Annotated in this window: 20 protein-coding genes; 12 read left to right on the forward strand and 8 right to left on the reverse strand. The window is 50.1% G+C overall.

All coding sequences use genetic code 11. The features are described from left to right. Positions 1-248 precede the first annotated feature (248 nt). Complete coding sequence (locus HP555_RS05760; protein ID WP_233249261.1) at positions 249-1,649, forward strand: exodeoxyribonuclease III; 1,401 nt, start codon at positions 249-251, stop codon at positions 1,647-1,649. 159 nt (positions 1,650-1,808) lie between these two features. Here the strand turns inward: HP555_RS05760 and lgt are convergent, their stop codons facing one another. Both lgt and mnmG read right to left on the reverse strand, forming a co-directional pair. Then, positions 1,809-2,624 carry a prolipoprotein diacylglyceryl transferase gene (gene lgt, locus HP555_RS05765; protein WP_199264226.1) on the reverse strand — a complete coding sequence of 272 codons (816 nt, stop codon included), beginning with the start codon at positions 2,622-2,624 and terminating at the stop codon, positions 1,809-1,811. A 15-nt stretch (positions 2,625-2,639) separates the two neighbouring features. Beyond that, positions 2,640-4,529, reverse strand: coding sequence for a tRNA uridine-5-carboxymethylaminomethyl(34) synthesis enzyme MnmG (gene mnmG, locus HP555_RS05770; RefSeq protein ID WP_199264227.1), 1,890 nt, complete (start codon positions 4,527-4,529; stop codon positions 2,640-2,642). Between the two features lie 467 nt (positions 4,530-4,996). Here mnmG and rpmH point away from each other — a divergent pair, with 467 nt between their 5' ends. The 6 genes from rpmH (at position 4,997) to mnmE (ending at position 9,861) form a co-directional block, all read left to right on the forward strand. After that, entirely contained in the window at positions 4,997-5,134 is a 138-nt protein-coding gene (gene rpmH, locus HP555_RS05775) for a 50S ribosomal protein L34 (RefSeq protein WP_199264228.1), read from the forward strand. A 5-nt stretch (positions 5,135-5,139) separates the two neighbouring features. Further along, a complete protein-coding gene (gene rnpA, locus HP555_RS05780) occupies positions 5,140-5,523 on the forward strand; it encodes a ribonuclease P protein component (protein ID WP_233249262.1) in 384 nt (127 codons plus the stop codon). Next, a complete protein-coding gene (gene yidD, locus HP555_RS05785; protein WP_199264229.1) occupies positions 5,516-5,770 on the forward strand; it encodes a membrane protein insertion efficiency factor YidD in 255 nt (84 codons plus the stop codon). The genes rnpA and yidD overlap by 8 nt, the downstream gene beginning before the upstream one ends. A 78-nt stretch (positions 5,771-5,848) precedes the next feature. Then, on the forward strand, positions 5,849-7,519 hold the full coding sequence (yidC, locus tag HP555_RS05790; protein WP_199264230.1) for a membrane protein insertase YidC: 1,671 nt from the start codon (positions 5,849-5,851) through the stop codon (positions 7,517-7,519). Between the two features lies 1 nt (position 7,520). Next, positions 7,521-8,492 (forward strand): Jag family protein, encoded by a 972-nt coding sequence (locus tag HP555_RS05795; protein WP_199264231.1) that lies wholly within the window; start codon positions 7,521-7,523, stop codon positions 8,490-8,492. Beyond that, positions 8,470-9,861: a tRNA uridine-5-carboxymethylaminomethyl(34) synthesis GTPase MnmE gene (gene mnmE, locus HP555_RS05800; RefSeq protein WP_199264232.1), complete on the forward strand. Its 1,392-nt coding sequence runs from the start codon at positions 8,470-8,472 to the stop codon at positions 9,859-9,861. Before HP555_RS05795 ends, mnmE begins: the two co-directional genes overlap by 23 nt. 101 nt (positions 9,862-9,962) lie before the next feature. On the opposite strand, the gene HP555_RS05805 is transcribed toward mnmE, so the two are convergent. The 4 genes from HP555_RS05805 to galE all read right to left on the reverse strand — a co-directional run bounded on the left by HP555_RS05805 (position 9,963) and on the right by galE (position 13,363). Beyond that, positions 9,963-10,511 (reverse strand): hypothetical protein, encoded by a 549-nt coding sequence (locus tag HP555_RS05805; RefSeq protein ID WP_199264233.1) that lies wholly within the window; start codon positions 10,509-10,511, stop codon positions 9,963-9,965. Positions 10,512-10,594: 83 nt separating this feature from the next. Next, complete coding sequence (cmoB, locus tag HP555_RS05810) at positions 10,595-11,548, reverse strand: tRNA 5-methoxyuridine(34)/uridine 5-oxyacetic acid(34) synthase CmoB (RefSeq protein ID WP_199264234.1); 954 nt, start codon at positions 11,546-11,548, stop codon at positions 10,595-10,597. A 4-nt stretch (positions 11,549-11,552) separates the two neighbouring features. Next, on the reverse strand, positions 11,553-12,287 hold the full coding sequence (gene cmoA / locus HP555_RS05815) for a carboxy-S-adenosyl-L-methionine synthase CmoA (RefSeq protein ID WP_199264235.1): 735 nt from the start codon (positions 12,285-12,287) through the stop codon (positions 11,553-11,555). A 62-nt stretch (positions 12,288-12,349) separates the two neighbouring features. Further along, entirely contained in the window at positions 12,350-13,363 is a 1,014-nt protein-coding gene (galE, locus tag HP555_RS05820; protein ID WP_199264236.1) for a UDP-glucose 4-epimerase GalE, read from the reverse strand. Between the two features lie 211 nt (positions 13,364-13,574). Here galE and HP555_RS05825 point away from each other — a divergent pair, with 211 nt between their 5' ends. From HP555_RS05825 to HP555_RS05835, 3 genes are read left to right on the forward strand one after another with little or no spacing between them, the layout of a single operon-like run. Further along, positions 13,575-13,760: a tautomerase family protein gene (locus tag HP555_RS05825; RefSeq protein ID WP_199264237.1), complete on the forward strand. Its 186-nt coding sequence runs from the start codon at positions 13,575-13,577 to the stop codon at positions 13,758-13,760. Positions 13,761-13,763: 3 nt separating this feature from the next. Then, positions 13,764-15,773 carry an NAD-dependent DNA ligase LigA gene (gene ligA, locus HP555_RS05830; protein WP_199264238.1) on the forward strand — a complete coding sequence of 670 codons (2,010 nt, stop codon included), beginning with the start codon at positions 13,764-13,766 and terminating at the stop codon, positions 15,771-15,773. A gap of 1 nt (position 15,774) precedes the next feature. Further along, positions 15,775-16,053 carry an acylphosphatase gene (locus HP555_RS05835; RefSeq protein ID WP_199264239.1) on the forward strand — a complete coding sequence of 93 codons (279 nt, stop codon included), beginning with the start codon at positions 15,775-15,777 and terminating at the stop codon, positions 16,051-16,053. 230 nt (positions 16,054-16,283) lie between these two features. On the opposite strand, the gene HP555_RS05840 is transcribed toward HP555_RS05835, so the two are convergent. Next, positions 16,284-16,604 carry a TusE/DsrC/DsvC family sulfur relay protein gene (locus tag HP555_RS05840; protein WP_199264240.1) on the reverse strand — a complete coding sequence of 107 codons (321 nt, stop codon included), beginning with the start codon at positions 16,602-16,604 and terminating at the stop codon, positions 16,284-16,286. 244 nt (positions 16,605-16,848) lie between these two features. Between HP555_RS05840 and HP555_RS05845 the strand changes: the two genes are divergently transcribed. Then, positions 16,849-18,729, forward strand: coding sequence for a SurA N-terminal domain-containing protein (locus tag HP555_RS05845; protein WP_199264241.1), 1,881 nt, complete (start codon positions 16,849-16,851; stop codon positions 18,727-18,729). Between the two features lie 126 nt (positions 18,730-18,855). Further along, positions 18,856-23,067: a DEAD/DEAH box helicase gene (locus HP555_RS05850; RefSeq protein ID WP_233249263.1), complete on the forward strand. Its 4,212-nt coding sequence runs from the start codon at positions 18,856-18,858 to the stop codon at positions 23,065-23,067. Here the strand turns inward: HP555_RS05850 and HP555_RS05855 are convergent. After that, entirely contained in the window at positions 23,064-25,679 is a 2,616-nt protein-coding gene (locus tag HP555_RS05855) for a glycosyltransferase (RefSeq protein ID WP_199264243.1), read from the reverse strand. The genes HP555_RS05850 and HP555_RS05855 overlap by 4 nt on opposite strands. Positions 25,680-25,858 lie beyond the last annotated feature (179 nt).

Genomic DNA, 25,858 nt, shown 5'->3' on the forward strand with positions numbered 1-25,858 from the left:
CTTTTATATCCTGGCCATATCGACATACCTGCTTGTTGATACCTCGTTGCAAGCCTGTATTCCTGAACGTCGATCCGTCTCATCGTCCATTTTGCAGTACATTGGATCGGCCCGCTGCTTTGAATCGGCTCTCTGTTGAACATGCCCATACATCTGTTTAAAAGTCGATTTCTTGTTGAATGACTTCAGCTATTACCTGTTCTATGTCCTTTTCTTTTGAAACCATATTTCCCCTTGTGCAGCAAGAGGTGGCCAGCTACCAGGTACCGGTCGTTGATCTTATAGCTGCACAAACCCGTGATCCTTTTAAAGTGTTGCTGGCGACTATTTTATCTGCAAGAACCAGGGATGAGGTGACAGCTGCAGCAACTCGCCGGCTCTTTCCACGGGCCGGTTCGGTCGATGAACTGGCTGAACTGTCGGTTTCTGAATTGGAGAAACTGATATATCCGGTAGGTTTTTATCGAAATAAGGCAAGATATCTCAGTGCTCTGCCGAAGGTGCTCAACGAGCGATTTGACGGGAAAGTACCGGATACCATGGATGCCCTTCTATCTCTGCCGGGAGTGGGAAGAAAAACCGCCAACCTGGTGATTGCAGTGGCGTTTGACAAGCCTGCCATATGTGTTGATACCCATGTGCATCGCATCATGAATATCTGGGGCATGGTGGCAACAAAGACTCCATTGCAAACAGAGATGCAGCTGCGCAAAATATTACCTGAACGCTATTGGAAAGATATTAATTTTACGTTGGTTGCTTTTGGTCAGGGTACATGTAAGCCTGTATCTCCACACTGCGACCGTTGTCCTATTGAAAAATGGTGCCCGAAGATCGGTGTGACACCTCGTGCTTTGAAGAGATCTGATAGAATGACAGGAAACAGCAAAAAGTTTTTGTCCTGGAATGTGAACGGCCTGCGGGCTGCTCTGAAAAATGGTTTTTCCGATGTCCTCCATGCCCTTGATCCCGATATTCTCGCTCTTCAGGAAATCAAGGCACATCCGGATCAAGTCCCTGAAATTAATGAAATTATAGATGGTTACCATGTTTATTGGAACCCGGCAAAGAAAAAGGGGTATGCAGGGACTGCTGTTTTTTCGAAGGTTCGACCTGTTCGTGTCTGGAACGGACTTGACGGGGTCGAGTCGACGGATGACGAAGGACGGGTCCTGAACCTTGAATTTGCAGATTTTTATTTCATCAATGTTTACTCGCCGAATGCTCAACCGGCCTTGAAACGGTTGGCCTATAAGCAGGAGTTTCATAACGCCTTGCTGGTACATATGAACAAACTGTCTCGTGACAAGTCGCTGGTTTTATGTGGTGACCTGAATGTTGCGCATAAAGAGATCGATTTAGCCAATCCCGGCAAAAACCGGCATAATCCCGGCTTTTCCGATGAGGAACGGGCGTGGATGGATGAGGTCTCTACGGCTGGGTATATCGATACATTCAGGAAGTTTGACCCTTCCCCCGGACAGTATACCTGGTGGAGTTATCGGTTTAATGCCCGGGCAAAAAATATTGGCTGGAGGATCGACTATTTTATTGTTGACCCGGCAAGTGACCATCGGGTGTTAGAGGCCGGTATCCATGACGAGGTCTTTGGTTCTGATCACTGTCCGGTGAGCATTGTCTTTCGGTAAGAAGACGCACAAGTCTATCACAACGAATTCAATCTTTTCAGACCGGAGAAGCCAAATCTGTACCTTCTTAGCCTGGACTACGGTCTGCACAGAACAACTGCCACTGCAAAATATGCTTCAAGCCGCTTGAGAAAGATGTTGAAGGGAGGGAGGCAGTGTTTAACTGTGCTTTGCTGTGGTTACTGTCGATCGGCGGTACAACCACAGGATGATGCCGACACCGATCATAACGAGACTGAGCATTTGCCCCATTGAAAGAAGGGAGCCGATCAACCCGACCTGTGGATCAGGTTCTCGAACGAATTCAACAGTGAACCTGAAAAATCCATAAAGAACAAGAAAGAGCGCCAGCATTGACCCATGTGGCCAACCGGTTGACCCGGAGCGCCATGGTCTTTCTTTAACTGACCAGAGAACGCACAAAAGCACTACTCCTTCGAGCAATGCTTCGTACAGTTGTGAAGGGTGTCGGGGAAACGGACCGCCCTCAGGAAAGACCATGCCCCAGGGCAGATGGGTTGTTCTGCCGAACAGCTCGCCGTTGATAAAGTTTCCTATCCGACCTAAAAACAGGCCAACAGGGACCGTAACAGTAAAAAGATCCGCTGCTTTCCAGAAGTCGAGCCGAGTACGATGACAATAGAACAGACCGGCAGCAATTCCTCCTAAACAACCTCCATGAAAAGACATGCCGCCTGTCCAGATTGCAAGTATTTCACCGGGGTGGGCCAGGTAATAGGGCAGGTTGTAAAAAAGCACGTATCCCAAGCGCCCGCCAATTATTATACCAACGATAAGTGTCAGATGCAGGTTGTCCAGATGCTCAACCATCTGTTGCCATTGCAATTTTATGGCCTGATGAAGAACGAGTTGGTAGGCGGCTAAAAAGCCGATAACGTACATTAAGCCGTACCAGCGGATGTGGAGAGGGCCTATGGAAAACAGGATCGGATCAATGGAAGGGTAGGGCAGCATATATTTTCAGCCGAGTTATCGTTCAAGGCGGCCCAGGCGTTTCAAATGGATTTGTAACACTGAAAGGGCGGCAGGGGTTATCCCTGAAATGCGTGATGCCTGACCAAGGGAACGAGGTTGCACTCTTGTCAGTTTTTCAACAACTTCGTTGGAGAGACCGGGCATCCCTTTGTACACAAGATCAGGGGGGAGCGTGATGCTTTCAAGCTTTTTGAAACGAGCAATCTGTTCCTCTTGCCGTTTGATGTATCCTTCGTATTTGATCTGTAATTCTATTTCATCACGGAATTTAAGTGCCTCATCGGTCAGTGCGCAGGTGAGGTTCGTTTCCTTGGCAAAAAGTAAGATGTCATCAAGACCGATTTCCGGTCGACGTAAGATATCTGCCAGACTGACTGCCTGAGACAGTGAAGCTGAACGGCGGTCTGCCAGCAGGGCGTTGATCGTGGTGGTCGGCTTGACTCGTGTTTCCTGAAGCTGTTGGACTGTTTTTTCGATGATATGTTGTTTGTGCCTGAAGGTCTGCCAGGTCTGTTCGTCCACAAGACCGATGTTGTAACCGATCTCCCGCAGGCGCTGGTCAGCATTGTCCTCTCGTAACAGTAAACGGTATTCCGCCCTGGAGGTGAAGAGCCTGTAGGGCTCTTTGGTGCCAAGCGTGACCAGATCGTCAATAAGAACTCCGAGATAGGCCTGTGAGCGGTCAAGAATCAATGGCGCTTTGTCAAGAATATACTGGATGCTGTTGATCGCGGCCATCAGACCCTGGCCGGCCGCCTCTTCGTACCCGGAGGTGCCATTGATTTGGCCGGCAAGAAAGAGGCCATTGACCTTTTTCGTTTCCAGCGAAGGCTTCAACTCCGTTGGGTCAATATAATCGTATTCAATGGCATAGCCCGGCCGGATGATACGCGCCTGCTCCAATCCGGCTATGGAATGCACTATGGCAACCTGGGTCTCCAGAGGCAAGCTGGTGGGGATACCATTTGGATAGACTTCAACCGTATCCAGGCCTTCAGGTTCAAGAAAAACCTGGTGACGGATCTTTTCGGGAAACCGCATGACCTTGTCTTCAATTGACGGGCAGTATCGAGCTCCCACACCTTCAATGATACCCGCATACATGGGGGACTGGTCAATGGCGGCGCGGATAATTTCATGTGTTTTTTCGTTGGTATAGGTGATGTGGCATGGGCGTTGCGGCAGAGGTGGAAAACCAGCGGATGAAAAGGAGAAAAGGGTTGGTTCTTTGTCGGATCCCTGTGCTTCGAGTTGAGAGTAGTCAATGGTATTGCCGTCAAGTCGCGGGGTTGTACCTGTTTTCATCCGTCCGACATTAAAGCCTGTGGCAGTAAACCATTGGGCAAGTTTGGTGGAAGGGGAATCACCCATGCGACCGGCGGGGAAACTTTTCAGGCCAATGTGGATAAGGCCGTTAAGGAAGGTACCTGTGCAGACTATAACTGCCTTGACAGGGATGTGTTCATCCAGCGAGGTGCGCAGGCCGATCACTTTTCCATTTTTAACGAGGATTTCATCGACAATAGCCTGTTTAATTGACAGGTTCACTTGATTTGCCAGTATCTGAGTCATCCGGAGCCGGTAAAGGAGGCGGTCGGCCTGGGCCCTTGAGGATCGGACCGCCGGCCCTTTGCTGGTGTTGAGCCGGCGAAACTGGATACCTGTAGCATCGATATTTCTTGCCATTTCACCACCCAGCGCATCGATTTCCCTGACCAGGTGCCCTTTGGCCAGGCCTCCGATAGTCGGGTTGCAGGATAAGGCACCGATGGTATCCGCATTGATAACGCAAACCAGGGTACGGTAACCTAGTCGGGCGGCGGCTAAAGCCGCCTCGCAACCGGCATGCCCGGCTCCAATTACGGCAATGTCAAAATCCGTCATAAGAAAATGTCGTCCAAGTAGCCCATAGGGCAGGTTGCTATGTGATCGTGTCCGGATGAGGTGTTTTTGATAAAAAATAAATTTTAATCAATTTAATACTCTTTTGGCAAGTCTGCCGGTACAATTTCGTATGCGGCTGGACAACCGTGTCGGGAGGAGCGTAAAATTCTCACTTCATAGCGCACTTGTTGATGCTCCCCAGAAAATATATTTGCTGCATTTGCTGTTTGCAGAAGATGATGGTCATGCGGCGACTGTGCACAGGGGAAATAGTTTGACAGATGCTTGACCCTATGATTAAAGTTGTTCCTTTAAGCAGATTTTGACTATTTTCAACCCTTGCGCCTTCCACATTGCCTGTACAGTTGGTCATGGAAATGGTGGGCAGCAAGAATAATGCGAGATGTTATCTTCGTATTTCTCACTAAACTGGAAACTAGAATGGTCCGTACAAAAGGATGTAGATTATGAGTAAAAGAACTTTTCAACCCAGTAATATCAAACGAGCTCGTACCCATGGTTTTCTTGTGCGTATGAAAACCCGTTCAGGGCAGGCAGTGGTCAGAAGGAGACGAGCCAAGGGCCGCAAGCAGTTAACGGCGTAATTTTTTTGGGTCGTAATACTCTTCCGAAGCGACACCTGCTCCGAGTCACAGGAGAGTTTCAGGCTGTTTACAAGGCTGGCGCACGCTACAGGGGGAATGGGCTCACACTTATCATTCTGGCGAACGATCTTGAGTACAGCCGGCTGGGTATCAGTGTATCCCGCAAGGTTGGAAATGCAGTACGGCGTAATCGAATTAAGCGACTCATCCGCGAAACATTCCGGCTCAACAGGGAACTGTTCCCTCATGGTGCGGATGTTGTCTGGGCTATACGACCGGATTTTAATATCGATAATCTGTTGGATATGAAAAGATGTGCGGCCAAAGCCTTGGCTATGCAGTCCGGGAGGCGACATGTGTCAGTACGTGCAACTAAAAAAAATGTCTGATAACGGTTCTGGACATGTTGCCGCTTGGCGGGTGTTGGTCCGCCGTTTCTTCACAGTAGGGCTCAGAGGGTATCAGTACTTTATTTCCCCACTTTTTCCTCCTTCCTGTCGCTTTGTGCCGACCTGTTCTCAGTATGCTATTGATGCGATCACCAAGTACGGCGTGTTGCGCGGTTCAGTGTTGACCCTAAAAAGAATCGTGCGCTGTCATCCCTGGTGCCGTGGTGGGTACGATCCCGTCAGGTGATCGGCGGCAGGAAATTTTCTCTCGATTTTTTAACACCACCCGGGCCTGGTGCCTGGAAAGGTTTTCAAGGTACTTTTCATGGATATGCAAAGAGCATTTCTGGCTATTGTCTTGTCGCTGATGATATTGGTTGGATTTCAGTATCTTTTCCCCCCCGCTGTCCCTCAGCAGTCTGCACCTGCAGTTACAACCAAAGAACAAGCAGCAGGAGCAGGTAGCCAGACCGTATCTTCACCTCCTGCAGCAGCAGGGATGCCGGGTGATATGTCCGCACCTGTAGCGTTGGATCCGAACACTGCCGACATTGTTGTGGATACACCTCTGTACACGGGTATCATCAAGGAACAGGGGGGGGGCTTTGAAAGTTTTGTTCTCAAAAAGTATCGAAGCACCATGGAGCGCACATCCGGTCCCATGGAGTTGATCTCTAATAACGGTCCTGGAAGTCTGCCGGCACTGTTTGTTCTCGATAACGGTGTTGGCAATATTCTGCCGATTTTCAAGGCCGAGAAGACTCACCTGGATGTTAAGGAAGGAGAACGTGCCCAGCTGACCATGACGGCTTCATCGGCTGAAGGGCTTGCAATAGCGCGCACTTTGACCTTTCGTGGTGACAGCTATCTGATTGACGTGGAGTATAATGTCCAAAATACCACCGATAAGCCCCTGCAGATTTCTCCGGCCCTGTTGATGGAGAATGAACGCTTTGCGCATAGATCCGGGATCAGTGATTTTCTGTTCTCTGGTCCCGCTGCCTACGTGAACGGAGAACTGGTGGAGACCGCAGTGAAGAAACTGGCTGATGGGCCGGTGACCCTGCAGGGAAAAGTCAGTTGGGCAGGACTTGTTGATCACTACTTTATGGCCTCTGCTCTTCCGATTTCTGAAAATCCTGTGACCATCACGTTGCAAAGTCTGGATAAACGGATACGGACCGTGATCTCGGAAGGCATTCAGTCAATAGCACCCCATGAAACGAAAACATACACGTATTCGCTTTATTTTGGGCCGAAGAAACTGCAGGTTCTGGAAGGATTAGGCAATGATTTAGCCAAATCGATTGATTTTGGCTGGTTTGATATACTCGGGAAACCCATGTTGTGGTTACTGAATTTTTTCTATCAGTTCAGTGCCAACTATGGAGTTGCAATTATTCTGCTGACCGTTCTGATTAAACTGGCGTTTTGGCCGATTACTCAGAAGGGTATGAAATCTATGAAGAATATGCAGAAATTGCAGCCAAAGATTGCCAAGTTGCGTGAGCGTTATAAGGGTGATCCTGCTAAGATGAACCAGGAGATGATGACCCTTTATAAAACCTACAAGGTCAATCCGCTGGGCGGCTGTTTACCGATGCTGATTCAGATTCCCTTCTTTTTCGCTTTATATCAGGTATTATTGAAATCGATAGAGTTGCGTCATGCCCCGTTTATGCTGTGGATCAACGATCTCTCCGCCCCGGACAGACTGTGGATAGGGTTTGATGTTCCCTATCTGCATGGATTGCCGATATTAACTCTCTTTATGGGGGCATCCATGTATCTGCAGCAGAAGATGACACCAACGGCAGCAGATCCCACTCAGGCTCGGATCATGCAATTCCTGCCGATTGTTTTTACCGTTATGTTCATCAACTTTGCCTCAGGTCTGGTTTTATATTGGTTTGTTAATAACCTGTTGTCTATGTTGCAGCAGTATTTGATCAACCGGCAACACAGTAAAGCCGAAATGAGGTCTGGAAAGGAGTAGCATGTCAAAAGGAAAAGACTTTTACGGTAAGGACATCACAGAGGTCATTGAACAGGCCTGCACAGCATTCGGAGTTGCCCGGGAAGAGCTGGACATTGAAGTGTTGGAAACAGGTTCAGCGGGAATTTTTGGGTTATGTAAGAAAAAGGCACATATTCGGGCGCGGCGCAGGGTTGTCTCGCCTGAAGGAGACAGGAAGGATGCTGCAAGTGTAGATTCTCCGTCTGCAAGACACACATCTTCGTTAAAAAAAGAAAAGGCTTCCTCTGAACAGTCCGGCTCAGTTGTTGAAGACACAAAACCCTTACATACTGACAAAGAATCAGATGAGATAAAGGCGCCGTTATCTTCCCCGCCGCAGGTTGACGATCATCCCGCTGCAGATGATATAGAAGTCGTCGAAGAAGATGAATCCAAGGCGGATGAGGTTGAAGAGGAGCATGCTGTAGAGCCACCGACAGCGGAAAAACTTGCGGCCATTCAGGCGGATCTGCATCAACTGTTATCGTTGATGGGATTACCGTCTGATGTCAAGGTGGTCTTTCAGGAAAATACAGTGCTCTGTAATATCAGCGGACGTTTTGAAGAGCAAATTGTCGGACCTGAAGGAAGGACTTTGGACAGTCTGCAGTATCTGCTGCGGAAAATGGTGGCACCCCATCTGGGCGATCGGATCATGCTGGCGCTTAATGCCGGAGGCTTTCGTGAACGGCGAGCAAAAGAATTGAAAGTTCGGGCGCTTGAGCTGGCGGGTCAGGTGAAAAAGGACGGGAAAACACTGTCCATTCCGGCGCTTAACCCATCTGAACGTCGGGTGGTGCACATGGCACTTCAAGACGACAAAGTTATACGAAGCCGGTCTGTTGGTGAAGGTCTGTTTAAAAAGGTGCTTATTTACAAGCCTGGAAAAAGTCGTCGAACCCTGCCCAAAAAACGTCGAGGAGATAACGGTGGCCGTTCATCCGGCGACTGATACAATCGCGTCGATTGCGACAGCACCCGGAGTTGCGGGGATCGGTATTATCCGTATTTCCGGATCCGAATCCTTGTCTCTTCTCAAGACCTGTTTTGTCCCTCGTGTCCCTCGTGACCAGTTCGTCAGTCACAAACTCTACTACGGTACGATCGTCAACCAGCAGGGCCAGGCCCTGGATGAGGCTCTGGCGGTTTACATGCAGGCCCCGCATACGTACACGCGTGAAGATGTTGTTGAATTACACTGTCATGGCTCGTACGTTGTCTTGCAATCTGTCCTGCAAACTCTTTTAGTCCAGGGGTGCCGTCCGGCTGAACCAGGCGAGTTTACCAAGCGGGCTTTTCTTGCCGGACGGATTGATTTAACCCGGGCCGAGGCGGTTATCGATCTGCTACAGGCCCAGACCGAAGGGGCTGCCCGTCTTGCTGTGAACCAGCTTCAGGGGCAATTGTATACCCGTTTAGAACATATCCGCCAACAGTTAATCGGTTTTTTGGCTTTACTGGAAGTGGCGATCGATTTCCCAGATGACGATGTGGAAATATTTGACTCAACGGAAGTTTCTTTTCAACTCCGCGAGCAGGTGATCAGCTCCCTTGAAGAGTTGCTTGCCTGGTCTGAGCAGGGCAAGGTTGTGCGAGAAGGTATTAAGGTTGTACTTGCCGGTTTGCCAAACGCTGGAAAATCCAGTCTGCTCAATGCCCTGCTCCAGGAAGAACGGGCACTGGTCGCCCCGGTCCCGGGAACGACCAGAGACACCATTGAAGAACGTATTGTTGTGCGCGGTATTCCGATTCACCTCGTGGATACTGCCGGTATCCGGAAGTATGAAGATCCGATTGAGGCACTGGGGGTCGAACGGGCGCGGCAGAAGCTGGAAGTGGCTGATCTGGTCTTATTTGTTGTGGACGGATCTGCCGGCATGACACAGCGGGACCGGGACCTGTATCAGAGTGTCTGTCATAAGTCTCATCTGGTGGTGATCAATAAAAGCGATCTGATGACAACCAGACAGCTTGAGGACTTGTTTTCTTCTTTTCCCGAGGCACTTTGCATACCTATATCCGCCAAACATGGGCACGGGATCGATCGACTGCTGGAAGCTCTTTTTCAGACAATTGTAGGGGGAAGGGGCCCCAGGGCCGATCAGATGACCTGTGCCCCGAACACACGGCATCGCGCTGTTTTGCTGCATACATTGGAAGCCTGTCAACGATTCGAACAGGCACTGATCGCCGGTGCTCCGGTCGATCTGGTGGCGGTGGAGATTCAATCCGCTCTTGACTGTCTTGGAGATATTATCGGCTTGACCACACCGGATGAGGTTCTCGATACTGTGTTCAGCCGGTTTTGTATCGGGAAATAATCAGCAGGGAAAATGCACCCGGTCTCCAGACCTACGTTCCGGCAGGCGCTGGAAGACCAGGTGTGACTCTTTTGACTGACCGTACAGTAGTTGGCGGACGGTTATTCGCCAAAGCTGTCGGCAAAAAGCTGATTAATTGCGGCGAGACCGTCATCACTGAGATACCGTGTCCCGGAGCCGACAAAGGTTGTGTAGCTGATTTTCGGACTGTCTTCCTGCCATCCCCCTTCCTTCCAGGTGAACCAATGACGACGCTGCTGATCATAGACGTGGAGTGGTCGGTTAAAGAGTTTTGCCAGTTCCACAGCCCAGCCCGTACCGCCTTTGACTGAATTGTCGTCCAGAATTGTTCCTACGACAAAAACCTGGTGTCCCCTGTTGACCATGTGAAAGATCGTTTGCAGGACACGGCGGATCTTTTCAGTCTCATAGTAGGTGCGATTCATCATGCGTGAGGCGAGTTCCATGCTGATGTCACCACGTTGCAGTTCCTCTTCGCTCAGTGTTACCGTGTTCCGATCTCGGTTAAGCCGATGACCGGCAAAAGTAAAAATCACCTCTCCAACCGAGTACTTTTCAGCATTTTCACCAAAGGCGGTTTCAGCTCCTTTTAAGCCGCCATGGTACAGGGTGCAGTCATACACATTCATTCTTGTTTACCTTATGTGTGAGTAGAAGTTAGGCTGGCCGGCCAGCCGGGATAATCTGGAAGAGAAAAATTGGTACTGAGCAGCTATTTTACAGCCTTAAAGAACACCCGACGGGGAGCCGGGAACCCTTCTACTGTAAGTGCAGGATTTTTATTGTCAATAAAATCTTCATATGACTCGAAGGTCATCCAGGAGGTGCGGCGCTGTTCTGCCGAGCTCATGGCATGATCATGAAACAACCGCACCTTGTTGAACCCTGTTCGTGTCAACCAGTTATGCAGGCAACTGGCGGTGGGTACAAACCATGTTCCCGGCACCTTGGCATAGGTTGTCTCCGGGAACAGGGCCACCGGCTCCCGGCCGGGAATGGCCTGAGATTCAATGAAAAGTGTACCGTTTGGCTTAAGCGCGACGTGCAGATCTCGCAAGGCCTCTATTGGAGAAGGACGATGATACAGGATGCCAAGACAGAAAATAACATCAAAGCTCTCCGGGAACAACGGGAGATGATCAATGCCGAGTAATTCGACACCAAGATTTTCCTGGTGTGCAAAGGTATTCAGGGTGTGAAATGCATAATAATGGTGAACATACGGCTCAAAGCCAAGAATATAAGCCGGACGGTGAGATGCCATTCGAAACATATAGTACCCGTTGTTACAACCGATATCAGCGATCACTTTGTCTGTTAAATCGGGAAGCTCTGGGATTATTCGGTTCCATTTGCGTTCGCTGCGCCACTCTGCGTCAATTTCAATCCCAAAAACTGAAAAAGGACCTTTACGCCAGGGCATAAGGCTGCGAAGAACCTGGTGTACGGTCTGTTGTTCATCAAGAGAGAGGTCGGTTGCTGTGCCGATGCACACCATGTCTGCGGAAAAATCACAGGAAGAGGCCCGCAGATGAGCCACCTGTTGCAGAAGGGCACGATAGCGAAGAAATCCTTTTTTGTCCTGGTTGATCCAGGCGAATTTGTCGGAGAGGATCCGTTGGAGTTGATCTGTCCGGGTATTGGGGAAAATATCCAGCAGTTTCATCAGGTTAACGTTTCAGAGCCACGATTGAGGAAAAATTAAACCAGGTGAAAAATGGTTCGATTTCGGTGAAACCGGCCTGTCGTAACAGAGCTGTATTTTCCTCGATTGAAAAGGGGATAAGAATATTTTCCAGGGCTTCACGTTTGGCAGCGATTTCAAGCTCTGAGTACCCCTGTTTTTTTTTAAACGAGTGATAGATCTCAATAAAATCACGGTTTAGACGGCTGGAGCGGGCAATGATTTTCTCACTCAACAGCAATACACCTCCAGAGGGAAGAGCAGTGAAAATACGGTTAATAAAGCTCTGCCTGGTTAATGGGCGAAGAAATTGCAGGGTGTAATTGCACAGGACAGCCTTTGCTCCAGGCAGGTGGCAGGAGATGATATCACTGTGCAGGAAGCGGATGTCGTGATCTTTGCTGTATTCGACACTTTTGCAGCGTGCTTTAGCCAGCATGGCTGGAGCGTTGTCAATGCCGATGTATGTAAGGTCCATCCTGGGCAATCGTTTTGCCAGCTCCAGGAGGGTTGTTCCGGTGGAGCAGCCGAGATCATAAACCGTGGCCCCGGGTTGGAGATGGCAGGAAAGAAGTTGGGCCATTGCATCAATGACAAGACGATAACAGGGGATGGAACGATCGAGCATATCGTCAAACACCTCTGCCACGTGCTCATTGAACGTGAAGTCCTCCGCGATGACACCGGAGGTAAACAAGGTATCCTGGAAAGAGTTTGCCATGGAGCTGAAGGTTGGTTCTGTAAAGACAATCTGATGATTATACACTGAGAACGGTTATTGGGTCATTGATAACCGTTTGGGTTGTTGACCTGCCACCGCCAGGTGTCGGCGCACATCTCCTCAATACCATAACGTGCCTGCCATCCCAGTTCTTCCCGGGCCAGGGACGGATCAGCATAGCATTGAGCTATGTCACCTGCCCGGCGGTCGGTAATACGATAGGGGACCGGGCGTTTGCTGGCCTTTGCAAAGGCGGTAACCATTTCTTTGACCGAATATCCCCGGCCGGTTCCCAGGTTGTAAACGGCAACACCCTGTTGTTCATGCAGTTTGTTTAATGCATGCAGATGGCCGCGGGCAAGGTCAACAACATGGATGTAGTCACGCACCCCGGTGCCGTCGACGGTGGGGTAATCACCGCCAAAGATCGATAATTCCGGTAGTTTGCCGACGGCAACCTGGGAAATGTACGGCATGAGATTGTTGGGAATCCCGCTGGGGTCTTCGCCGATACGACCGCTGACATGAGCACCGACCGGATTGAAGTAACGGAGTAAAATGACATTCCAGCGGGGATCGGCTGTGTGCAGATCACGGAGAATTTCTTCAGTTATCAGTTTGGTGCGACCATAGGGATTGGTGCAGGACAGCGGGAAATCTTCCCTGATCGGTACTGAGGCCGGATCACCGTAAACGGTTGCTGACGAGGAAAAAACAATGTTTGTGAGGCCATGCTCATGCATCACCTGACAGAGATTGATGGTGGAGTCAAGATTGTTACGGTAGTAGCGCAGAGGCTGTTGGACCGATTCACCAACAGCCTTGAGACCGGCAAAGTGGATGACCGCCATTGCATCCGGTGTGGCGGAGAAAACAGCGCGAACAGCTTCAATGTCCAACAGGTCGACTGCAAAGAAGGCAATGGATTTTTGCGTCAGCTCTTCAACCCGCCGGATGGATTCCTGGGAAGAGTTACAGAGGTTGTCGATCACCGTAACCTGATAACCTGCACTGAGTAGCTCCAGACATGTATGACTGCCGATATATCCAGCGCCGCCGGTAACAATAACATGCATTTTTCTAGTTCTCCTTTGGAAATTGTCGTCACAGGGTATGGTATTGTTGATCGACGTGGTTGTTAATTTCTGCTATCTTTACCCGCACAAAGAACGTTTGTCCCGTAAAAACAGATGGTGTTTGTCGCTGTTTACGACAAACTGTTGTTAACGATACTTCCTATTGTATGGAATAACCTTCACCAGTCAACCCTAGAAGAAGAGGTGGTATATGCCGTATGTCAGTATTCGAGTTGCAGGGAAGCTTACCAAGGAGCAGAAACAGCAGATAGCTCAGGGGGTCACTGATGTTATTGTCAAGGCGACCAGCAAACCCAAGGAGGCGGTACTGCTGTTTATTGACGAGGAGAGTCCTGTGAACATTGCCAAGGGTGGCGTGTTGATTGAGGATATGTAGGCAATGGAACAGGGAGCAGCCGAACGATTGAGGTATCTGCGAAAGCAGATCCACCTGCATGCACACCGGTATTATGTGCTTGACGACCCCATTATTGCCGATGGTGAGTACGATGCACTGTTTCGCGAGCTGCTTTCCCTGGAGAAGACGCATCCGGAGCTGGTGACTGCCGACTCTCCCAGTCAGCGGGTCGGTGGGCAGCCCCTGGAAGCCTTTGCTCCGGTTGAACATTCTTCTCCAATGCTTGGGTTGGATAATATCTTCAGCAAAAGCGAGTTTGTCGAGTTTGTGGAAAAGGTGCATCGATACCTTAAATCCGATGAACCTGTGCATCTGATTGCAGAACCAAAACTTGATGGTCTGGCCGTGGAGCTGGTGTATCGCCAGGGGGTGTTTGTTCTTGGATCGACCCGTGGTGATGGACTGGTCGGCGAAGACATTACAGGTCAATTAAAAACCGTACCAGCGATACCCTTACGATTGCTGACTGATGATGACAGCGCCATCCCGGAAGAGTTGATCGTCCGCGGTGAGGTTTTTTTGACAAAGCAGGGGTTTGCTGCTCTGAACCGACAACGGGAAAAGGCTGGTGAACCTCTGTTCGCCAACCCCCGCAACGCGGCTGCCGGTTCTTTACGGCAGCTCGACCCCAGGATTACTGCGCAGCGGCCTCTTTCTTTTTATGTGTACGGTATTGGCCCTCCTGCCCTGCCTGGAGTCGTCAATCAGGAAACTCTGTTTGTCCGGCTTCGTAACCTTGGTTTTCCTGTTAACAGGCTGATCAGCGTTTGCATGGATTTAGAACAGGTTGAGGAGCACTTTCAGCACCTGCTATCGGTAAGACATGATCTGGATTATGAAATCGATGGTATGGTGGTCAAGGTTGAAAGACTGGATCTGCAGCAACGTCTGGGGGCTACAGCACGGGCTCCACGCTGGGCTGTAGCCTGGAAGTTTCCGGCCACACAGGCCACAACAACAGTTGACGCTGTTGACTTTCAAGTCGGAAGAACCGGGGCAATAACGCCGGTGGCACATCTGCAGCCCGTTGAGCTCAATGGAGTGATTGTGCAGCGGGCCACCCTTCATAATCGGGATGAGATCGAGCGGAAGGGTTTGATGGTACATGACACTGTTCTGGTGCAGCGAGCTGGAGACGTGATACCGGAAATTGTCAAAGTGGTCACTGAGATGCGTACCGGTCAGGAGCAGCCGATCATCTTTCCTCAAAACTGCCCTGAATGCGGCCAGCCTCTGATTCAACCAAAGGGGGAGGCTGTTGTTCGCTGTGTCAATCGCTACTGCCCGGCTCAACAGTTGCAGAAGTTGATACACTTTGTCGGTAAAAATGGGTTGGATGTGGATGGATTGGGTAAAAAAAATGTTGAACAACTGGTGCGGGCAGAGTGTGTGCAGACAATGGCAGACTTTTTCACATTAAATAAGAAGACTTTGGCCGAACTGAACGGGTGGGGAGAAAAATCGGCTGATAATGTTTTGGCTGCCATTGAGGAGAAAAAGAGTATAGGGCTGGCACAGTTGATCCGTGCTCTTGGTATTCGTTATGTTGGAGAAGTTACAGCGAGCATTCTGGCCGACCATTTTGTTGATATTTATCAGCTGATGACCGCTGAAAAAGAACAGTTACTTCATATTGAAGGTGTTGGAGAGCAAATAGCAACATCGGTTCATGAATATTTCATGGATGCTGATAACCGGGCAACCATCAGACAGCTGCTTGCTGCGGGTCTAACGGTACAGGCTGTTCAGGGAGGTCATGCCTCACTCAGTGGTCGGGTCTTTCTTTTCACCGGATCTTTGTCCACTCTTTCCAGAGAGGAGGCCAAGCAGATGGTAAAGTTGCAGGGCGGACAGGTGGCAACCAGCATCAGTCAGCGGGTGACTGATGTGGTCGTTGGGAACAAAGCCGGTAGTAAACAGAAAAAGGCTGTGGAGCTTGGTCTTTCACTTATCAATGAAGCAGAGTTTTTGCAGCTGGTTCCCAGGAGGTGAAATGAACACAAAGCGAATCCGCGCAGTTATATACGGTAGGGTGCAACGTGTTGCATTCCGGGAATATACCCGGCAGGAGGCAAATCGTCTTGGACTTTCCGGTTGGGTAAAGAATCAGGCCGACGGTACGGTTGCTGTTCTTTGTGAGGGGGAAGCTTCCCGGGTTGATACTCTGGTCTCCTGGTTGTCGGTCGGTTCACCTTTTGCTGTTGTCTCCCATGTTGAGTGCGTTGAGGAAAATTTTCAGGGAGAATATGCAACATTTGTCATCCGCTACTGAACACCGTAGTGTATCCAGATGCCGGTGGCTGTATGGGCTAGCTCGATATTTTTTTATTCCGGCAGAGCACTCCGGAGAATTTAGGGAAAAGAACTTTTCTGGTGGGTAATGCCCGTTTTTCGGAAAAACCAGTGTAGACAGAAATGGAAAAAACGGAGTTCCCGGAGAGAGGTAAACAAAAAAGGCTGTCGGAATGACAGCCTTTTTTGTTCGGAAAAAACAATCAGTGATCAGACGCAGCCGGTTGGTTTCGGGAGACCAGCCATTTTACAGGCACCTTTACCTGGTCCGGATGGAAACAGCTCATAGATGCGCTTCAATGGAAAGCCGGTGGTTTTGGAAAGGATACGAACCATAGGCGCAATACCATTCTTTTTGTAGTACTCCTGAAGGGCATCGATGACTTTCTGATGCTCATCGGTGATTTCTGCAATACCTTCAACGGTTTTCACATAATCTACCCAGTTCTCATCCCACTCTTCCTGGCCTTTCAGCAAGAAGCCATCCTCGTCCACCTCGTATGTTTTGCCCTTGTGCTCAATAGTTGCCATATGTTCCTCCTTGGCCAAGTTTTTATTATGGTGAGTATTCGAAGCCTAATTAAAAAAACACCGATTTAATACTATAGGGGGGGACCTTTGTCAAGTATCCACCCTGTTTTTTTAAAATGTACCCTCAGTCGTTGTCTCTGTACGCATTTCCCTCATTTTTCTCTGGTAACTTGTAAACAAATTGAACATAATACGTTTTTGACAAATTGAAAACTCTTAACTCACTGAAAAGTACGACATAATTATGCTCAATCTACTGAGAAAAAATGCTCAATCGTTTGGTGTTCAACTCATTGTGATTATCATTGCAGTGGTTTTTATCTTCTGGGGAGTTGGAACCAATGTCAAAGACAACCCGAACGCGTTTGCTGTGGTTAACGGTAAGGAAATACCTTATCGAGATTATCAGCAACAGTACGAACGCACACTCGAGCAGTACAGGCAACAATTCGGCGGCCATATCCCGAAGGAGTTGCTTGAGAGTATGGGATTAAAAGAGCAGGTTTTGGACCAACTGATCCAGACAGAGTTAATGCGACAGGGTGCAATGCAGATGGGCATTCTGGTCAGTGATGAGGCTATTCAGCGAAAAATTCAGGCAATGGAGGCCTTCCGTGATGAGGGGCGTTTTGATTTAGAGAAATATAAACTGGTGCTTGAACAAAACAGACTCTCCCCTGCATCCTTTGAAACCGGCATACACAATGATCTGCTGATGCAGCGTCTTTTCGATGTTTTCGATATGCTTGCCACCCTTTCTCCGGCGGAGATACAGCAGTGGTCGGAGTATGTCGGTCAGGAGGTCAAACTTGCCTATGCTTCGATACCAAGTGAGGATTTTATCAAGAAGGTAGTCATAACTGATGAGGTGTTGGTCAAGTGGTACGATGCGAACCAGCACAATTATAAAACTCCTCCACAAATAAAGCTGCAGTACATTACGTTTCCATATTCAGAGGATGTCAAGCAGGTTGTCGTGAACGATCAGGCGGTCAAAACGTTTTATTCTGAACATGTTGACCAGTACAATGTGCCTGAAAAACGTCGGGCCCGACACATTTTACTCAAGGTTCTGCCGGATGATACGGCAGAGGTCAGGCAGGCAAAGAGAGACAGGGTTGTTGCTCTTTTAACGCAACTTAAAAACGGTGCTGATTTCTCGCGACTGGCTCAACAGTTTTCTGAAGACAGCAGCAAAACTAAAGGCGGAGATCTTGGTTTTTTCAGTCGTGGTCAGATGGTTCAACCCTTTGAAGATGCGGTTTTTGCTTTGCAAAAAGGAGAGTTGAGTGATGTGGTGGAGACCCCTTTTGGCTTTCATCTCGTCAGGTTGGAAGAAATACAGCCGGCCAAGACGCAGGCACTTGAGGAGGTCACCTCGTCAATTCGTGAGCAACTTGAACAGCAGGGAGTCAAAGCGATTACCTTTAAAAAGGCTTCAGCAGCGTATGAAGAAATTATTCGTGCCGGGAGTCTGGCCAATTATGGCCGCACCGGCAACGCTCATCCTATTCGGCAGACAGACTTTTTTATGCGCGAAGCTCCACCGAAAGATGATATGATGAATGATCCTGCATTTTTACAGGCTGCTTTCAAACTGCGCAAAGGAGAGTTGAGCTCCACTGTTGAAACGGCAACCGGGTATGCGATTTTCTTTGTTGATGATGTCAGGGAATCGGCTGTGCCCGAACTAACAGCTGTACGTGAACAGGTGGAACAGGACTATGCAAAGGCAAAAAGTGTTGAGCTGGCTCAGGCATCAGCAAAAGAGACGTTGAAGAAGATGCAGGAGCAGAAGCAGTGGCCTGGTGATGTGCAGCGGCAGGAATCAGGGTATCTGTCACGCAACGATGTGTCTGGGGAGGTTCCTGATGAACTGCTTCAAGATGCCTTGAACCGGATCGGTAAGGACATCTTTCCCGAAAACGTCATTGCTGTCGGGCCTGCCTATTATGTATATCAAATCGTTGATATCCGACAGAGCAGGGAGAAACTCGATGCTGACAGACAACACGCCTTGGAACAACAACTCCTTGAACTCAATAAAAATACACTGGTTACTGAATGGCTTGGGAAGCTGCGAAAAGAAGCCAGTGTCTGGACGAATACCAGAATGCTGCAGTGATTACCCTCTACGACACCCCATCTGAAGTGCAGGGCACTTTGTTTGTACAGTACGCTTTGGTCTGTTCATCATCGATGCGGTTCACGACGAGGATGGCACAACTCCTGACAGGTGATGGGCCACGGCGTGATCAAAAGCATCTCCAATTCTTTGCTCCCTTCTCTGTTCGTGGCAACATCAGCAGTATCAGCAGGTAACTCTCCGGATATACATGCGGTCTCTGCCCTCACCGCAAGTGAACAGGTTCTTCTGCAACTTGTCGCGATTATCTATGAGCCGGTTTCAGTTCGATTTTTAAGTCGTTGTCTGGCACACCTGGACCCTGCTCTGTTCGGTGAGCACAAGCCCAACCAGGAAGAGGTTGGCGCGATGGTCACTCGTTTACGGGCAAAGGGGTTCTTGTCTTCAAAAAATCAGTGTCCTGCGCCCCTGGCAGAGTTCTTGGTTCGGCAGGCCGTGACTCGTCAACATTTTGCCCGGATAGCCGCATTGGTTGAAAAAATGGCGCCGGTTAACTACCTGCACGGCAAATGGTCAACCAGATGTTGGCGGGCAGTGCGACAGTTTCGCATAGGTTTGTACAGTTCAGATTTTGACAAACTTGACGATGCCGTTACCTTCCTTAAAAGTGAATGTTCTTCACGTCTGCCGATAGAGCCGCCGGCAGTCTCTGTGGTGGCCAGGGCTTTTGACCCCCTGTGGTTTGCCTCTCTCCCCGGGTCTATGCAGTTTTTTCTGCTGCATCAAATTATCCGCTATGCCCTGGACCAGCTCTGTCATTTCCCGCTTATCGTGACACTTCTTGAGGATGAAGAACATCTGAACGTCTCTCCCGACGAGCGTATTCCTTTCCGGCGCCTTTTGGCAGAATATTATTTGATGCAGGGACGACTGGAACACCTGGACAATCTGCTCAAACGGCATGGCGATTCCTTCCTTGGATCCGGATTTGCGGGTTCACTTGCCTTCCTTTCCGGTGATACCGAAGGTGCCCTGGAACTGTTTGAGGCAGACCTGCTGCATCTCGAGCAGTATGCAGACGCCCAACCCTTCTTCTTTCTGGGAAACACCGGTCTTTTTTGTATTTTTGCTCTTTTATCACGTAACCATGCCGGGGATCGACAGCGGGTTCGTGAAGCCCTGATCACGGTTTTAAACCGGTGTCACGACTGTGGAGAAGAGTTGCTCTACCGGTTTCTTGATGCATTTCTCTGCGCTGATGACGCCGACCTGCCGGATATGCTGGTGCTTACCGAGAAACTGGCCACAGAAAAACGGAGTTTGACACTGCTCGTGGCCATGCTGTGCCTTCATTGGATGGGGGTGGAGATCCCGCCGCGCTTCCTTGCATCACTGCAGCGGTTACATCAAAAAGCATTGGATAACGAGTTTCTCTGGGTGGCCATGGAGTCAGCAGAACTGCTGGCCACGGTGGATGAGAGCTGTGCACCGCTCAGAGAGACCGCTCAGGAGCTGTCACAACAGCTCCGGTCGCCTTTCCTCACCCACATCATCACACCGAGCACCTCATGGAAACAGAGCTTGCATGAGCTCATTGAGGTGACGAATAAAATTAAGGAGGCGGAACGAACGACACGGCTCTGCTGGCTGGTTGAGTACACCAACGACACCTTGAAGTTGACACCAAAAGAACAGAGACGGTCAGCTGCCGGCCACTGGAGCAAAGGCCGGAGCATAGCTTTCAAGCGTTTGTTCTTGAATCGGGAGGTCGATTATTTAACCGCACAGGACCGGTTGGTGTGTGAGGCTTTGATTCAGACAGAGGATGGTGGTGGCAGAAATAGGGGGTATCATTTTGATCTGGAGAAAGCCTTACCCGCTTTAATCGGGCACCCTCTGGTGTTTATGAGACATTCGCCCCGGACGCCGGTTGAAATCGTGGCCGGGGAACCCGAACTTGTTGTTGAGCGGAGAGAAGAGTCGCTGTTTATTCGATTTCTGCAGGATATCGGTACAGGTACAGTTGCCGTCTGGCAGGAAACTCCAACCCGTTTCCGTATTATTCGTATTCGTGATGAGCACCGGCAGATTGCGGAGATCACAGGAAGAGAGGGATTGCTGGTTCCCCTGGCTGCCAGCGGTCAGTTGCTGGATGCGATCGGCAGTATTGCATCTTTTATGACCGTTCACTCCGCCATTGAAGTGCCCGGCGGTGACATCAAGACCGAGCAGGTTGAGAGTGACTCAACTATCCATATCCACATTATTCCCTATAGCAGAGGATTCCGTATAGAGTTCTTTGTGCGCCCCTTTACTGATGGCGGGCCCTATCTGAAGCCGGGTGTTGGTGTGGCCAACCTGGTCAGTGAGGTCGGCGGTAAACGGTTGCGGACAAAACGAAACCTTCGTCTGGAGGAGGAGAAGGCTCAGGAGATTGAGGAAAGTTGTCCCATGCTGGATCTGGCGATTGATTTTGAACAGGAAAATCGCCGGGAATGGCACTTGGTTGACCCGGAAGAGTGTCTGCAGGTATTGCTTGAGATTGAGGAGATCAGAGACAAGGTTGTTCTTGAGTGGCCGGAAGGCGGGAAACTGGCTGTGCGTCGTCAGGCCGGCATCAATCAGCTGAACCTGAATATTCGTACCAGTCAGCAGGATTGGTTTTCCCTGTCGGGTCAGCTGAAAGTTGATCAGGATGAGGTTATTGAGCTCAAGGTTCTGCTGGATAAGGTGAAAGCAGCGCAGAGTCGCTTTATCCCCATGGGTGAAGGTCAGTTTCTTGCTCTGACGCAAGAGTTTCGCCACCGCTTAGAAGAGCTTATTTTGTATGGTGACAGTCATCCGGGGAATGAGCAGGAGGTCAAAGTCCACCCATTGGCGGCCATTGCCTTAGAGGAGTGGGCCCATCAGGCGAAGACCAAGGTCGATGGCGGTTGGCAAAAACGGTTGCAGGCCATTGCCGAGGCCCAGCAGCTGACCCCCAAATTGCCGTCGACACTCAAAGCGGAGTTGAGAGATTATCAAAAAGAAGGCTTTGTGTGGATGAGCCGATTGGCACATCTTGGCATTGGTGCCTGTCTGGCTGATGATATGGGACTGGGGAAGACCCTGCAGTCACTTGCCGTTCTACTCAGTTTTGCCCATCTTGGACCGTCGTTGGTGGTGGCGCCGACCTCGGTCTGTATGAACTGGCAGGCAGAAATCGGTCGCTTCGCGCCAACGCTCAATGTCTGTATGTTTTCAGAATTGAATCGCAAAGAGGCTGTTGAGGCCCTGGGCAGGTTTGATGTACTGATTGCAAGTTACACGCTGCTGCATCAGGAGATAGAACGATTAGCCACAGTCAGGTGGCAGTCGATTGTTTTAGATGAGGCACAGGCCATTAAAAATGCGGCAACAAAACGATCCAAAGCTGCGATGCGATTAAACGGCAGTTTTCGTCTCATCACCACCGGCACACCCATTGAAAACCATCTTGGAGAGCTGTGGAATCTTTTTAACTTCATCAATCCCGGTTTACTGGGGACGTTTAAACAGTTTAACCGCCGCTTTGGTCTTCCTATTGAAAAACATCGTGATCGTAAAGCCCGACGCGCTTTGAAAAAACTGATCATGCCTTTCATGTTGCGGCGCATTAAGTCTGATGTACTGGAAGAGCTGCCTCTACGGACCGAGATTACATTACGGGTCGAACTGCAGCCGGAAGAGATGCAGTTTTATGAGGCGATTCGTCAACAGGCCATTGAAAATATAGAGGCCGGTACGGAGCGAACAGGGCGACATTTACAGATACTTGCTGAGATCATGCGGTTGAGACGCGCCTGCTGCCATCCTAAGTTGATTAATGACCAGATCGATATACCGTCCACCAAACTGCAGGTTTTCGCAGAGACCGTCGAGGAGTTACTGGGAGGCGGGCATAAGGCTCTGGTGTTCAGTCAGTTTACCGGTCACCTTGCCCTTATTCGCTCCTTTCTTGACGAGCAGGGGATCACGTACAAGTACCTGGATGGGCGGACACCGGCGAAAGAGCGTCAGCAGCAGGTTGAGAGTTTTCAGGCGGGTGATGCCGACCTGTTTCTTATCAGCCTGAAAGCAGGAGGTCTTGGCCTGAATCTGACGGCCGCTGATTATGTTATTCACATGGACCCCTGGTGGAACCCTGCTGTTGAGGATCAGGCCGCTGATCGAGCTCACCGGATCGGCCAGAAACGACCGGTCACCGTGTACCGGCTGGTGACAGTCAATACCATTGAGGAGAAGATTGTCCGTTTACATCAGGAAAAGCGGGATCTTGCCGACTCACTGCTTGAGGGTGCAGATGTCAGTGCACGGATCAGTGCCGAGGAGTTACTGGAACTGATCCGGGGGGGTTAATTCTTGCCCAGGCCCTTTAACGGAGCCATGACACCGACCAGCTTGGCCGGTAGTTTTGGTAAACCACTGATAAGAGAGACGACAACCGATGCGAAATAAGGGAGCGACTGGATCGTCAGTACGGTCACCCAGATTCGGACATCGAGCATGTCGCTGTCATCGCGCAACATAATCCCGATAATAGCCAGGACCAGTGCAATAACAAAGAGAAGCTCCTCGCGGGCGTCTCCCAGTGCTTTGATGAAGGCATTTGCCTGGGCATTCTTTGGAGTCCGGAAAAAGCCGATACGCCTGGTGAGAAAGCCGGTCAACATTGCCCGGGCTATTGTATGGGAGAGTGCAAGTCCGGCAAGTCCGGCTGCCAGACTCTGCCGTCGGGTGGCTGTTACCCGGGAACGGTAAAGAAAAAACATCTTCAGACTTTTGAAGAAAAAGAGAGTGACCGGCAGCAGTGCAAAAACAATATGAGGCGGCGACAGGTGCTCAGGGAAAACGATCATTCCCCATGACCAGACAAGTGCCAGCATGTTGAACAGCATGTTGATACCGTCAGCAAACCAGGGAAGCCAGCCGGCGAGAAAGTGATAACGCTGGCCTCTGGTCAGCTTGGTACGTTCCAGGCCAAACATGGCCATCATGTGGTGGCGAAGGATAAGGACGGAGCCATAGGCCCAGCGGAAGCGCTGTTTTTTGTAGTCAAGAAAGGTGTCCGGCATCAGTCCTTTACCAAAGCTGTACGGTGTATAGCTGGCGGCATATCCTTTTTGAAAGATCCGTAAACCAAGCTCAGCATCTTCGGTGATGCACCATTCCGCCCAACCACCCACCTCATCCAGCACCTTTCGTCGGACCATGGTCATGGTTCCGTGCTGGATGATGGCATTGCGTTCATTGCGTGTCACCATACCGATCTGGAAAAAGCCTCGATATTCGGCAAGGCACATGGCCTTGAACATACTCTCATTGCCATCGCGATAGTCCTGGGGAGCCTGCACAATGGCCATGTTTTCATCGGCGAATTGAGGAACCAGGGCGCGAAGCCAGTTGGGTTCAACCATGTAATCACTGTCAATAACGGCTATGACTTCCGCTTCCGGTGCTGTTTCCCGGAGGGTATAGTTCAGTGCCCCTGCCTTGAAACCGGCGAGTGGATCAACATGGAAGAAACGAAACCGTTCGCCAAGGGCCTTGCAGTGCTCCTGGACCGGCTGCCAGACTGCCGGATCCTTTGTGTTGTTGTCGATGACCAGCACCTCAAATCGTGGGTAGTCCAGGGCGGCTAACGCATTGAGTGTCTCAATCATCATGTCCGGTGGTTCATTGTAGGCCGGAACATGGATAGAGACCATGGGCAGGTCCGCATCAGGGACAGCCTCGGGAGGTGAGTGTTGGGGAAGACGCCGCCATTTCCTGATCCACAGGGATTCAGCCCACTCGTGTGCCTCGGCTAAAATGACTAAAATTGCGCCGGTTGCAGCGATGAGCAGAACAAAACCGACCAGCAGGGAGGAAATCGTCATATACTGGCGCTGAAACTCGTACACCATCCAGACAGCGAAAGTGGTGATGGTGTAGGCAATGAGCGCTAAAAATCCGCGACCTCGATCCAGCAGGCCTTTGCTGTCCCTGAAGAGTAAGGATAAGATGATAACCGCCAGGGCAATGCTGATCGCCGCTAATTCCCGCCAATGGGGAATGCGAATCACCGGTTCAACAAATTCAAACTTCGGTTGCCGGGCATCGTTGTACACTCCCCACAGACTACCGGCCTCTCCCTCCAGCTCCTTTTTCCAGATCTGATCAAAGGCCTCCATTATGTAGTAGGTGTACTTGTTTTTTTCCGCGACATCCAGAAACCGACGCAGGAACTTGGCCTGATTCGCAGGGCTGGCCACAGCACCTTTTCGGATACGTCCGCCACTTGGCCAGCCCACTTCACTGATAACGATCTCTTTGTTTGGGTAAGCCTGTTTGAGCTCATTGTAACGCATCACACAGTAGTCGACAGCCTGGTCAACAGGAATGCTTTCCCAGTAGGGGAGAAGATGAACGGCAATAAAGTCGACATGCTCAACTAACTGAGGGTATTGCAGCCAGATATGCCAGGGTTCAGCGGTACTCACCGGTGCTCTCACCGATTTCTTGACGCGATCGAGATACCGGAGCATCTGTTCAAGCGGCTGATCTGTCCGTAAAAGCACCTCGTTACCAACGAGCACCCGAACGATGTTCCGGTGGTTCTCGTGGTAAACTTTGATCATTTTGGTGATTTCTTTTTCGTTGCCCTCTTTATCGGGAGTGATCCAGGCGCCAAGGACAACGTTCAGCCCGTGAGCTGCCGCCAGACGTGGTATTTCAGCCAGGTTATCTTCGACCGTGTAGGATCGTACCGCATGAACATCTCCGGCGAGGATTGACAGGTCCCGATCTATTTGCTCAACAGATGGGTAAATCTTTTTGCTTGGAGACTCTCCTGCTTGAAATGGCGAGAAGGAGAATCCCTGGATTTTGGTGGGCCAGGGTGGTTCCATGTCGGGGGCATTGACCACTTTCCATAAAAGCACGGCTAAGCAGCCCATGATGAGGGTGATGATGAGGCCGGAACGGTTCATAGTGTAGTGTTTTGAAGTGAAATTGTCGGGAAAAGTGAGAGATGTTTGGTGGTCTGTGCAGTGCCCGGCCGTCAGCTGGTGCGAACCGGGATCTGAATTAACAATAACCTGTATACTCGGTCACTTGGAAAGATTGGTAGATGATTAAATGAAAATGGGAAGACAGTCAAGGGGCATCT

Source organism: Desulfobulbus oligotrophicus, assembly GCF_016446285.1.
Lineage (GTDB): Bacteria > Desulfobacterota > Desulfobulbia > Desulfobulbales > Desulfobulbaceae > Desulfobulbus > Desulfobulbus oligotrophicus.

Bases quoted from the DNA above. Each gene is read 5' to 3' on its own strand.
- HP555_RS05795 (WP_199264231.1), top strand. From the start codon at position 7,521: ATGTCAAAAGGAAAAGACTTTTACGGTAAGGACATCACAGAGGTCATT.
- HP555_RS05840 (WP_199264240.1), bottom strand. From the start codon at position 16,604: ATGGCAACTATTGAGCACAAGGGCAAAACATACGAGGTGGACGAGGAT.
- lgt (WP_199264226.1), bottom strand. From the start codon at position 2,624: ATGCTGCCCTACCCTTCCATTGATCCGATCCTGTTTTCCATAGGCCCT.
- cmoA (WP_199264235.1), bottom strand. From the start codon at position 12,287: ATGGCAAACTCTTTCCAGGATACCTTGTTTACCTCCGGTGTCATCGCG.
- yidC (WP_199264230.1), top strand. From the start codon at position 5,849: ATGGATATGCAAAGAGCATTTCTGGCTATTGTCTTGTCGCTGATGATA.
- ligA (WP_199264238.1), top strand. From the start codon at position 13,764: ATGGAACAGGGAGCAGCCGAACGATTGAGGTATCTGCGAAAGCAGATC.
- yidD (WP_199264229.1), top strand. From the start codon at position 5,516: ATGTCTGATAACGGTTCTGGACATGTTGCCGCTTGGCGGGTGTTGGTC.
- HP555_RS05805 (WP_199264233.1), bottom strand. From the start codon at position 10,511: ATGAATGTGTATGACTGCACCCTGTACCATGGCGGCTTAAAAGGAGCT.
- galE (WP_199264236.1), bottom strand. From the start codon at position 13,363: ATGCATGTTATTGTTACCGGCGGCGCTGGATATATCGGCAGTCATACA.
- rpmH (WP_199264228.1), top strand. From the start codon at position 4,997: ATGAGTAAAAGAACTTTTCAACCCAGTAATATCAAACGAGCTCGTACC.
- HP555_RS05825 (WP_199264237.1), top strand. From the start codon at position 13,575: ATGCCGTATGTCAGTATTCGAGTTGCAGGGAAGCTTACCAAGGAGCAG.
- HP555_RS05845 (WP_199264241.1), top strand. From the start codon at position 16,849: ATGCTCAATCTACTGAGAAAAAATGCTCAATCGTTTGGTGTTCAACTC.
- HP555_RS05855 (WP_199264243.1), bottom strand. From the start codon at position 25,679: ATGAACCGTTCCGGCCTCATCATCACCCTCATCATGGGCTGCTTAGCC.
- cmoB (WP_199264234.1), bottom strand. From the start codon at position 11,548: ATGAAACTGCTGGATATTTTCCCCAATACCCGGACAGATCAACTCCAA.
- HP555_RS05835 (WP_199264239.1), top strand. From the start codon at position 15,775: ATGAACACAAAGCGAATCCGCGCAGTTATATACGGTAGGGTGCAACGT.
- mnmG (WP_199264227.1), bottom strand. From the start codon at position 4,529: ATGACGGATTTTGACATTGCCGTAATTGGAGCCGGGCATGCCGGTTGC.